Origin of the sequence: Irregularibacter muris, from assembly GCF_024622505.1 — a bacterium.
GTDB classification, from domain to species: domain Bacteria; phylum Bacillota; class Clostridia; order Eubacteriales; family Garciellaceae; genus Irregularibacter; species Irregularibacter muris.
Map to the genome: position 1 here is coordinate 95232 of NZ_JANKAS010000006.1, position 11462 is coordinate 106693.

Here is an 11462-nt window from a genome sequence, read left to right on the forward strand (position 1 = left end):
TAGTCACTTTTTCATGGGAATTTTAATAATAAATTGACTCCCTTCACCTAAAGCACTCTTCACTTCAATGGTCCAGTCATGAAGGGTAATAATCCTATGGGTAATAGATAGACCTAAACCATAGCCACCAGTAGAACGGGATCGGGAGTGATCTCCACGATAAAAATCTTTAAAAATATAGGGGGTGCTTTCAGCGCTCATGCCTATTCCATTATCCTGAAAAATAAGTTGAATAAAGTCTTTTTCCTCTTGGAGATAAACAAGGACATGACTTTCCTTTGAAGGGTCACGATATTTGATTCCATTTTCTATAATGTTTAAAAACACCATGGTAAGATGCTCTTTATCAAAGGAAAAGGCTAGGTTATCAGATACCTTATTGATCAAGGCTACATTATTTTCTTGGGCAATAGGCTGTAAAATACTCATTACTCTTTCTAGGACAGGATATAAGCTTTGTTTCGTCATTTTAAGTTTTAGTTCCTCCATCCTAGTGAGCGTTAAAAGGGAATGAATAAGCTTTGTCAACCTATCAATTTCTCCATCAATGTCCTCCAAAAACTCCCTGCGGGTTTCTCCATCGATATCTTCATGCAACAAGGGCTGAACAAGAGCTTTCATAGAGGAAAGGGGGGTTTTTAGCTCGTGGGAGGCACTACTAATAAAGTTTCTCCTATTTTGATCAATAAAAGCAATTTCTTGGCTCATTTCGTTGAAGGTTGTGGACAACTGAGCAATTTCATTCTTACCCCGGACATTCACCTGTGTGCCTAACTTACCCTGGGTAATCTTTTTAGCGGCTTGGGTAAGTCCAGCAATAGGCTTGGAGATGCTGTGGGCGGCCAGGATACATGCACCAATAGCAAGGATAACCCCCAAGAGGGAAAAGATAAGGACTTGCCACCGGAGAGATTGTAATGAGCTTTCAATATCATTTATGGAGACAGATAGCAATACTGTACCGAGAATATTATCACTGGTCTGATCTTCTATAGTCATGGGTACGGCCAATTGCATAATTTTTGAAGGAGTAGAATATAGATTCATTGAATCTTTATTCTTTAGGGCCTGCTCCACCTCTATGGCATCAATGACCTTACCTTCCAATTCATAAAAGGAATCCATAATGACTTCTTTTTTTCTATTTATAATCAAGACTCTACCATCTATTTCTCGAGTATGTTGATAAAGAATTGTTCTTAAAATATTGGCATTATCCAATTGATATTTACTTAAATCAGCAATAATATTAGCAGTGGCAAAGGTTTTACTCTTTCGCTCTGCAATATTTTTATTTGCATATTCTGTGAGAACTACATAATCGATCATACCAACGGTTAAAATAATAATAAGAGTAAAAGTAATAATAAGCCTACTTTTAAGACTTTTAAACATATTCTACACCCTTTGCTTTTGGATTAAAGAAAAGATTTAAAACACCAATGACCTTATTCCTCAATGTCTTTATTAAAGTAATATCCGACGCCCCATTTAGTCTTAATAAATTTTGGCTGACTAGAGTTTTCCTCAATTTTTTCTCTAAGATTTCGAATATGCACATCAATATTACGAGTATCTAGCATAGGTTCATTCCATATTAAATCAAAGAGTTCATCCCGGCTAAACACTTGTCCCTTATTTTTTATAAGAAGATACAATAAATCAAATTCCCTCATGGTAAGATATAATTCTTTCTCCTTTAAAAATACCCTTCTTTCTAAAGCATTTAATGTTAAAGGTCCTGTACTATAGATAGGGAAATTAGGACTTTGTTTTTCTAGCCTTCTTTGTATGACCTTTATACGAGTGATCAGTTCTCTAGTGTTGAAGGGTTTGGTCATATAATCATCGGCTCCTAATTCTAAACCCAGGATTTTATCAATATCATCATCCTTTGCCGTTAGCATAATAATGGGAATATCCATTTTTTCTCTTATTCTTTTGCATAGGGTCATACCATCGATTTTGGGCAGCATAATGTCCAATATGATGAATTCTATAGGTTCCTTTTCAAGGGTTACCAAAGCCTCTCGACCATCATAGGCTGTATAGACTTGATAACCTTCAAGTTCTAAACTTTTTTTTAGTCCCTTTACTAATAAAACTTCGTCATCTACTAATAAAACATTCATTTTCTCACCTCATATTTTTGTAATTATTAATTCTTAGTATATGATTATAGATACCTTTTATTTTTAGCATTTTAATAAAATCTTAATATATTTGCCTATATCTTCTTAAGAGTTGTCCCTTATAATAGAGGTAGCATCTTTTATAAAAAATATAAAAAAGTACAATATGCTATGGTAGCAATGTAAGATGGAGGACGTATGATGAGCATTAAAGAACTTACTACAGTTATTCCTATTATACAACAATATGGTTATCTTGCGATTATAGTTATATCTATGATTGAAGGAGCTTCTATTCCTTTTCCAGGTTCCATCGTATTGTTTTTAGTGGGATTTATTGTATCCTTGGGACAAATGAATATATGGATAGCTATTTTACTGGGAGCTGCTTGTTATACAGTGGCTTCTATTCTTCCCTACTATATAGGAAAAAACTTAAAGGAGAGCCTAATTATTTTTTTGGAAAAATATTTTAGGATATCCAAGGAGAAGTTTTATACTGTGGAGAAGGTATTTAATGAATATGGAGAGGTAAGTGTTTGTCTTTCTAGGCCATTTTTTATTGGCAATTATATATCTTTTTTGGCAGGAGTAGCCCATGTGAGAATGAAAAAATATCTTTTATTAACTTTTATAGGAATTTTACCCTGGGCAACCCTCCATATGGGTTTAGGCTATCTTTTTAGGGGGAATTATGATAAAGCCATAGGCCTTTTAAAAAAATACAATTTTGTTTTTATTATTGTGGTGATATTGATCGGCATAGTTATGGTGTTATGGAGAATAAAAGGTGAAGAAATTAGAAAGAATATCGAAAAGATTTTAAAGAAATTTTTAAAAAGGTAAAGACTTTATAATACAGTGATATCAATATTTACACCTGTTGTTTATTGTGATATGATAGGGCAAGAATATTTTTAAAAACAAATAAAAGAGGGAAAAAGAAAGGAACAAAAATGAAATTTGAATTTGATAAAAAATACCTTAAATTAAGTGTATATGTTTTTTTGGCCTTGGCGGCCTTGATATTGTTTTATAAAGTCATTGATAATTTTTCCAGTGCCTTTGATTCTTTTCGCATTATTATTGATTTTTTCTTTACTCTATTAAAGCCTTTTATTATGGCAATTGCTATTGCTTATTTTCTTTATCCTTTAATTAGATGGGTGGAAACAAGGTTTTTTAATTCTCCCCATAGACTATCTAAAAAGAACAAACGAGGTAGAATCCTTAGTATTCTAGTGATATATATTCTTATTATTATTTTGTTGGGCACCTTTTTATATCTTACCACCCCCAGGATCGTAAAAAATATTAGTGATTTAATTACAGTGCTTCCTAATTATGTGGAAGAAGCGGGAGACTTTTTCAAAGAGTTGAATATGAATAAAAAAATACAGGATTTTATTCGTGGACTGCCCATTGACAATCAAATGTTAACCCAGTACGATTTCTTTAAAAATATTGATCAATATGTCAACAATATTTTCAAAAATGCTCAAAATGCGGTTGAGGGAATATTGGGTTACTTAGTAAATAGTGCCGTCAGTCTCACCTCAGGATTATTGAATTTAGTGTTAGCCATTTTTATTGCCTTCTACATTCTCAAGGATAAAGAAGAATTATTCCGTAGTTTAAGAAGATTCTTTGAAGCATTCTTCCCCCATAAAACCGTAAAAAGATGGAGGGAAATCCTCTACTTGGCAGATGAAAAATTTGGGGAATACTTAATAGGTAATATTATAGATTCTACAATTATTGGATTAATGTGTTTCATTGGATTATTGGTATTAAAAATAAAATTTGCATTATTGATCAGTATTATTATAGGGGTAACCAATTTAATTCCCTATTTTGGACCGATCATAGGTGCCGTGCCCGGGATTATATTAACCCTTTTTGATAGCCCCATAAAGGCTCTTTGGCTGGCTATATTTATTCTTGTTTTACAGCAATTTGATGGCAACTATCTAAAGCCCAAGGTGCTAGGAGATAAGGTGGGGTTGAGTCCTCTGTGGGTAATTTTTGCCATTGTTATTGGTGGAGGACTTTTTGGAGTATGGGGAATGTTTTTAGGGGTACCTACCATAGCCGTGATAAGAGTTATTTTATTGCAAGCCATAGAAAAAAGAAATAACTCCATATAAATAGGTTAATTTATGCACATAGAGGAGATCCTATGTGCATGTTTTTCATAAACACTCGAGAAAATAAAAGGGGCTAAAAATTTTAGACCCTATTGTAAAAAGTAGTTATTGGAAGGAGGGAAAAGCTTGAAAACCATGATATTTAATGGGCCATTTTCCGACTATAGTAATGAGATTCAGACTGTTTATTTAAATTCTATAGGTATTTTAGGAGGTATTTTTGAAAAAATATCCTCAGGGAAACTTCTTTTTGGGGCCATTATTTCTGTTGTATTTCTAATGACCATTGTTTTAATCGGAGTGGTTATCTTCTTGGAAAACAGGTCACCTTCTACAACAGCCGCTTGGTTGCTTCTTCTTATTCTCCTTCCCATTGTAGGTTTTTTATTTTACATTTACTTTGGTCAGAATTTTAAAAAGAAAAAACTTTTCAATAAAAAAGAACCCATAGATGAAAGAAATTTAGATATTATGGTGGAAAGACAGTTTGAAAAGGTACAGGACAGTAATGTATTTTATGATGAGGATATTTATGAAAAGAAAAAACTAATTTCCCTATTATTACAAAATTCCAAATCTCCCTTTACCTTAAATAATCAATCAGAGGTCTTAACCAATGGAAGAGAAACCTTTAAGGCAATTTTTAAGGCCATCCATAGTGCTAAGGAACATATACATGTGGAATATTATATTTTGAAAGACGATAAAATCGGCAATATTTTGCGTAAGTTACTGATTTTAAAAGCACACCAAGGAGTGGAGATAAGACTGATTTATGACGGTTTAGGCAGCCGAAACCTATCTAAATATTATATAAACTCCCTAAAAGAGGCAGGAGTAAAGGTAGCCCCCTTTCTTCCAGTAAAAATACCCCTATTAAATAGCAAATTAAACTATAGAAACCATAGGAAAATCGTAGTGGTGGACGGAAAAATTGGTTTTATAGGGGGGTTAAACGTAGGGGATGAATATTGGGTAGGTAGTCCAAAGTTGGGATTTTGGAGAGATACCCATTTTCAAATGAAGGGAGAAGCGGTATATCTTCTCCAATATATATTTTTAATGGACTGGTATTTTTCATCAGATAGCAAGATTACTCAGTATCAGCGATATTTTCCTGAGCATAGGGAATATGGAAAGGAATTAATTCAAATTGCCGTAAGTGGACCGGATTCCCCTTGGGAGACTATACAACAGGCCTATTTTACCAGCATTGCCACAGCACAAGAGAAGATCTATATCACTTCTCCCTATTTTGTACCTGATGAAAGCTTGCTTATGGCCTTAAAAACCTCGGCTTTAAGCGGAGTAGATGTAAGAATCATACTCCCAGACAAGCCCGACCATCATACAGTATTTTGGGCCTCAAGGTCCTACATTGAAGACTTACTAAGTGCGGGTGTGAGGGTATATTTATATAAAAAAGGATTTGTTCATGCCAAGATACTTTTAGTAGATGGAATTATTGCCTCTGTGGGTACAGCCAATATGGATATTCGAAGTTTCCAGCTAAATTTTGAAATAAATGCCCTGATATACAATAAACATACGGTAGAACGTTTGGAAATAGATTTCTATGAGGATTTGGGGGATAGTGAACAGTTGTTTTTAGAAGAGTTTAAAAAACGCCCCATATCCCATAAGATAAAGGAATCCTTTGCTCGATTGTTTTCACCTATATTATAGAAAAAGATAAAGCCAATTTTATAAAATTGGCTGAGGTTGTTGAAAAAAGGGTGTTTTTTTGAAAGAGAAAACATCCCTTTTTTTCGATTATTATAAAATATGGACATTTTCATAAAAAATAGAAAAAGATAACAACACCTCCCTTATTTTGAGAGGATTGTTGCTATCTTTTTTATGTTTAATGCTGTAGCTGTGATCAAAGCCTGTGCCTTAACTCCTTCTGAGCCCCGATAATGGGCATAACGAATACCACAGAGCTCTTTCATATCTGCAAAGATTCGCTCTATGGTTTCTTTTCGTCTTTTATAGAGACTTTTCCCCTTTTCCGTTTTCATGAAGGCTCTTACTTCATCTGCATAGTACTCTTTTACATGCCGTCTTATGATTTTTGTTTTGCAATCACTTATTGTCATGGTTTCTTTGTTTTCATATAGGCATTTTTCTCTTTGCGGGCAATTTATGCAAATCTTAGGATCGCTTTCGTATTCTACATAACCTTGTCTTGTTGTTGTTTTATAGGTTAATATCTGGCCTTCGAAGCATTTGTAAAAGTCTTCTTCGGGGAAATACTCAAACCAGTACTTTGATTTTTTCCCTTTCTTACCACCATATCTCTTAGGACCAATCACAGGGATTAGGTTTCTTTCGCTTAATTCTTCTAATACATTAAGATTAAAATATCCTGCATCTGCTCCTACATACTTGGGGATGATTTCATAGCTTTCAAAGATATGATCTAAGTTATCTACATAAACCGTAGCATCATGGACATTTCCAGGGGTTACATGAATACCCAACATAATATTATGCATACTATCTACTGTACCATGAAGTAGATGATAGAAGCCCACGGGTTTTCGATCTCGATGCATATAGCCACTATCAGGGTCTGTTTTGCTTACCTTTTTAGACTTTGTAATGAGCTTTTCTTCTGCTGGTTTTAAAGGCTTTTGACCTTTGGATTCTCTTTTCTCATTGATTAGAGTTAAGAGGGACTCATCTTCTGTAATGATTTCTTCATCTTCTTTATTCTCATACTTTGAATTACTAGCATTTGCCCGAATATGGGTGGAATCTGTATAAAATATTTTCCCCTTTACTAAGCCTTTACCAATAGCCATAAGCACGATTTCATTAAAGATTTCTTCATATACACTGCTCTCTTCAAAACGCTGTTTTCGATTATAGCTAAAGACACTATGATCTGGAATAACCTCAGTTAGTCCATAACCTAAAAACCATCTGTAGGCCATGTTGTGATGTACCTCATCTACGAGTCTTCTCTCGGAAGAAATGCCATAAAGGGCTTGCAAGAGAGACATTTTGAATAATACTACTGGATCTATAGATGGCCTGCCCATGTCCTCAGAATAAAACTCTCTTACTAGGTCATATATAAAATCAAAGTTAATATGCTTTTTAATTTTCCTTAGTAAATGATCAGGTTTTACCAACTGTTCTAACATAACCAACTCTAACTTTTGTTGTTCTCCTATTCTTCTTGTCATCATTGTAATCACCCCTTATATAATATAATTCGACATAAAAAAAGAAATCCCTTTTTGAAAGGAACTTCTTTTTAAAGTTTTTGTACTTTTTCAACAGTCTGAGCCAATTTTATAAAATTGGCTTTGTCTTTTCTCTAGGGCTAAAGCGATAATTGATATAGCCTGCCAGAACAATCAATGCTCCTCCTAAAATACTTAGTAGATCGGGAACCTCACTCCAAAAGGCAAGACCCAACAACAAAGTAAATAGGATTTGCATATAATTATAAATGGACAACTCCCCAGCCGGTGCATATCTATAGGCATAAGTAATGAGAAATTGGGCAAAAGTAGCAAAAAATCCTACGCCTATTAAGCCCAGCCACTGCATTGGGGTGGGGGAAACATAGTGCCCCATTAATAGAAAGGGCAAGGATATCAGGATGGACATTAGGGAAAAATAAAATACAACGGTTTGAGGACTATCCGTTTTACGCAAATATCGTACAACGACATAAGCACCCCCTGCAAACATCCCAGAAGCTAAACCTAAAATAGAGGGGATTATCGTATAATTAAATTGGGGCTTTATTACCAATATAGCGCCTAAAAAGGCTAATAATAAAGTAGGTACTTGAATCTTTTTTATAGGTTCCTTTAAAAAGAAAAAAGAAAAAAGAATTACAAAAAATGGGGAGGTATTGTTTAATATTGAAGCATCTGCTAGAACTAGGTTGGAGATGGCGAAGAAGTATAAAATAACTCCTAACAATCCAAGTACAGCACGCAATCCAAGAAAGGGCAGACTGTTCCCTTTAAAAGATTCGCCTTTTTTGATCATCATAAATAGGGCTACAAAAAAGGCAAAGAGGTTTCTAAAAAAAACCTTTTGCATAAGAGGCATATCTCCAGAAAATTTTACTGCGGAAGCCATAAGGGCAAAAAATAGTGAAGCTAAAATCATAAAAATTGTGCCTTTAGTTTGATCTGTCATGCTAAATCTCCTTTCACATTCTCACACTATAGGACAAGGGGACAGGGGAATGTTCAAGTTCCACCCTGTCCCTTCGTACTTATTGGTAGGCATCGATTAAGAGACCTTGGATACAATCAATTTTATTGATGATTTTCAGGGTATCTTTATGTTCAGTGAGCACCAATTGGCTAAGTTCCTCTAATTCTTCATCAATGATGGTAACAATAGACATATGTTGGCCATCCCAGGGGTGTTGTAGTTTTTTTATTTCATAGCCAGACTGAAGAATAAGGGTAAGATATTCCTGGATCATTTTTTTATATTCTGTTATGGTTCTAATATTTTGGGTGGTTACGATATGTTTGCCTTTTTTATCAATTTTATTTAAGAGGTTTTTTAAATATTTCTTTTTTTCTTGCTGATTAGAAAATTGAAATTCTGAGGAAAAGTTTTTGGTTTTTCTTTTTACCCTATTGGGAGAAGAAAAAGTATCCTTTATGGAGTTTGTACGGGTGATTTTCATAGACATATCCTCCTTAGAACTATCTATATATATCATATATAAAAAGAGAGAAAAATTCCATTGTTTTCAAGCATTATCATCATTCCATTGGAATAAGATTAGTTCAGAGGAGAAAGGGTAACAGTATATATAAGTCTAAAAGATAATAGAGGAGGAAAATATATGGAAAAGAGAAAAGATATCGTGACCATGAAAGGGAATCCTATGACTCTATTAGGTCCTGAGATAAAGCCAGGTATGAGGGCACCGGATTTTACCCTTGTAGATAGAGATCTAAATGAGGTAACCCTAGATGATGGTAAGGGGAAGGTGCGTATTTTTAGTGTTGTGCCTTCTATTGATACAGGCGTTTGTGACGCCCAAACCAGAAGATTTAACGAAGAAGCAGCAAAACTAAAGGAAGTAGAAATATGGACCATCAGTGTAGATTTACCCTTTGCTCAAAAACGTTATTGTGATGCTCAAGGCATAGATCAAGTAAAGCTACTTTCCGATCATAAATATCTTTCCTTTGGAGAAAATTATGGTTTTGCAATGGAGGAAGTCAGACTTCTTGCCCGAGGAATTGTAGTGGTAGATAGGGACAACAAAGTGCGATATGTAGAACATGTCAAAGAGGTATCCACGCATCCTGATTATGAAAGAGCTTTGGAAGAAGTCAGGAAGTTGTGATAAAGAATTTATGAAAAAGGGGTAGGTATATGGTGCCAGCATAGGACCATATATCTACCCCTTTGTGTCCCCTTGAAAAAGGTTATAAATCGTGTTACCATAAGAAAGTTGTTTCTATAAGACAGTTCGCAATATCCTGTCTATAAATAAAACTACGAGGAGATGAAAAAATGAATAGAAACATTAGATTATTGACCACTGGTGCTATTATTGCAGCTATTTATGTTGTAGTGACGATAGCCTTAGCACCATTAAGTTATGGACCTTTGCAGATAAGGATATCCGAGGCCTTAACAGTTTTACCCTATTTTACGCCAGCGGCTATCCCGGGATTATTTATTGGCTGTATTATTGCTAATTTCAATAGCCCTCTAGGTATGCTGGATGTTATTGTAGGGAGCCTAGCAACATTATTAGCAGCCTTCATTACATGGAAGATCAAGGATAAAAGACTAGTCCCCCTTCCATCCATTGTGGTTAATGCCATTGTAGTGCCCTTTGTATTGAAGTATACCTTAGGTGCTCCCTATTTACCCAGTATGTTATGGGTAGCTCTAGGTCAAGCTATTGCCTGTTATGGGCTAGGTTATCCCCTTTTACTTGTTTTTAAAAACAAAAGTATATTTAGCAAATAAAGATATTTCAGGAGGTCGGAGAGCTGTTTCATTTACTCTACCTCCTATTTCATTACAGAGGCAATAGCCGCTTTTTTTGTGGAGAATTTGCAATAAAAAAGTAAAAGATTTTTCTGTAAATTCACAAAGTTGTAACAAAATAAAAACAACTTCTCTGCATTCTTTCCATATAATCGGCTTGGAAACTTATAGATATTTTAAGGAGGAAGAGACGTGAAAAAATTTACATTAGGCATTGTACTTATAGTTTTATTGGTAAGCTTAGCAGCTGTAGGCTGTCAATCTGCACAGCCAACAACTGACAATGGATATTCTGTTGAAATGGATAACTTCGAAAAACACATATCCCATGGAAAAACAAAAATGATGGAATATAATTCAACTCAAAATCCATCTATTTTAGCAGACTTACAAATGCATCTATCTAGAGCGGCTAAAAGTGCTGATGTTTTAAATACCCTTCAAGGAGAAGAGGGTGCCATTGAGTGGGCCAATGCAGAGAAAGTACTAAGTGCTATGGAGGTTGAAAATAAGAGAGTTATTGAAAACTCCATCGCCAGCGAAGAACCTTATGATTATGCAGCTTATGGAGAGGAAATAAAGAATAATACAGAAAAATTCCAAAATATATTAAATGCATTAAAAGAAGTAAAAAAAGACGCCCAAGCGGGTTCACTAACAAAAGAAAATGCACAAAAATTAAACCAACAATTTTAAAGCAATGGCCTGTCTCTTAGAGACAGGCCATTGAAGTTATATGATGAAGATGAGAGAATAGCCTATTCAATGAGTGACCACTGAAAAAGTCAGTTTTCTTCATCCTGAACTTTAGGAAAGAATCTTAAACCTTGAATTCTTTCCTAGGTTTAGATGGATACCTATATCACAATGAGAAAAAAGGTATTTTTTAGTGGCTACTTTTGTGGGGGCTATTTTTGTTGTACTTTTCTTCTTTTTCTTTTTGATGTAAAGTATATTTTGTAGCAGGAGCAGTAACAGAATCAGTCCATGGAAGCATAATCGGTTCATTGTTTCCATCATCAAGATTGCCAGTGCCGCCAGCTCTTATAAAATTTTCTCTATTTTTTGACATGATATCCCTCCTCATAAAAATAGTATTCCAAAGAAAAAAGAAGCTATACAAGTTGAAAAATGGAAAATAAAAAATAGAAAATTATAGGGAAACAACGCCGATTTTTTATTC

At 34.5% G+C, this 11462-nt stretch carries 12 protein-coding genes; 6 read left to right on the forward strand and 6 right to left on the reverse strand.

Annotated features, from left to right (window positions below; genetic code table 11):
- Positions 1–3: 3 nt before the first annotated feature.
- On the reverse strand, positions 4–1395 hold the full coding sequence (locus tag NSA47_RS08355; protein WP_257530877.1) for a sensor histidine kinase: 1392 nt from the start codon (positions 1393–1395) through the stop codon (positions 4–6).
- A 53-nt stretch (positions 1396–1448) separates the two neighbouring features.
- A complete protein-coding gene (locus NSA47_RS08360; protein ID WP_257530879.1) occupies positions 1449–2132 on the reverse strand; it encodes a response regulator transcription factor in 684 nt (227 codons plus the stop codon).
- 201 nt (positions 2133–2333) lie between these two features.
- Between NSA47_RS08360 and NSA47_RS08365 the strand changes: the two genes are divergently transcribed.
- The 3 genes from NSA47_RS08365 (at position 2334) to cls (ending at position 5965) form a co-directional block, all read left to right on the forward strand.
- Positions 2334–2978 (forward strand): DedA family protein, encoded by a 645-nt coding sequence (locus NSA47_RS08365; RefSeq protein ID WP_257530881.1) that lies wholly within the window; start codon positions 2334–2336, stop codon positions 2976–2978.
- 110 nt (positions 2979–3088) lie between these two features.
- Positions 3089–4279, forward strand: coding sequence for an AI-2E family transporter (locus NSA47_RS08370; protein ID WP_257530883.1), 1191 nt, complete (start codon positions 3089–3091; stop codon positions 4277–4279).
- 135 nt (positions 4280–4414) lie between these two features.
- On the forward strand, positions 4415–5965 hold the full coding sequence (gene cls / locus NSA47_RS08375; RefSeq protein WP_257531038.1) for a cardiolipin synthase: 1551 nt from the start codon (positions 4415–4417) through the stop codon (positions 5963–5965).
- Positions 5966–6108: 143 nt separating this feature from the next.
- On the opposite strand, the gene NSA47_RS08380 is transcribed toward cls, so the two are convergent.
- From NSA47_RS08380 to NSA47_RS08390, 3 genes are all read right to left on the reverse strand, one after another.
- Positions 6109–7476, reverse strand: a complete 1368-nt coding sequence (locus NSA47_RS08380) for an IS1182 family transposase (RefSeq protein ID WP_257530884.1) — start codon at positions 7474–7476, stop codon at positions 6109–6111.
- 106 nt (positions 7477–7582) lie between these two features.
- Entirely contained in the window at positions 7583–8446 is an 864-nt protein-coding gene (locus NSA47_RS08385; RefSeq protein WP_257530886.1) for a DMT family transporter, read from the reverse strand.
- 79 nt (positions 8447–8525) lie between these two features.
- Positions 8526–8951, reverse strand: coding sequence for a YaaR family protein (locus NSA47_RS08390; protein WP_257530888.1), 426 nt, complete (start codon positions 8949–8951; stop codon positions 8526–8528).
- Positions 8952–9113: 162 nt separating this feature from the next.
- Here NSA47_RS08390 and tpx point away from each other — a divergent pair, with 162 nt between their 5' ends.
- The 3 genes from tpx to NSA47_RS08405 all read left to right on the forward strand — a co-directional run bounded on the left by tpx (position 9114) and on the right by NSA47_RS08405 (position 10975).
- A complete protein-coding gene (gene tpx, locus NSA47_RS08395) occupies positions 9114–9623 on the forward strand; it encodes a thiol peroxidase (protein ID WP_257530890.1) in 510 nt (169 codons plus the stop codon).
- Positions 9624–9793: 170 nt separating this feature from the next.
- Positions 9794–10258: a QueT transporter family protein gene (locus NSA47_RS08400; RefSeq protein WP_257530892.1), complete on the forward strand. Its 465-nt coding sequence runs from the start codon at positions 9794–9796 to the stop codon at positions 10256–10258.
- Between the two features lie 213 nt (positions 10259–10471).
- Positions 10472–10975, forward strand: coding sequence for a hypothetical protein (locus NSA47_RS08405; RefSeq protein WP_257530893.1), 504 nt, complete (start codon positions 10472–10474; stop codon positions 10973–10975).
- A gap of 190 nt (positions 10976–11165) precedes the next feature.
- Here NSA47_RS08405 and NSA47_RS08410 read toward each other — a convergent pair whose 3' ends face one another.
- Positions 11166–11351: a hypothetical protein gene (locus NSA47_RS08410; RefSeq protein WP_257530896.1), complete on the reverse strand. Its 186-nt coding sequence runs from the start codon at positions 11349–11351 to the stop codon at positions 11166–11168.
- Positions 11352–11462 lie beyond the last annotated feature (111 nt).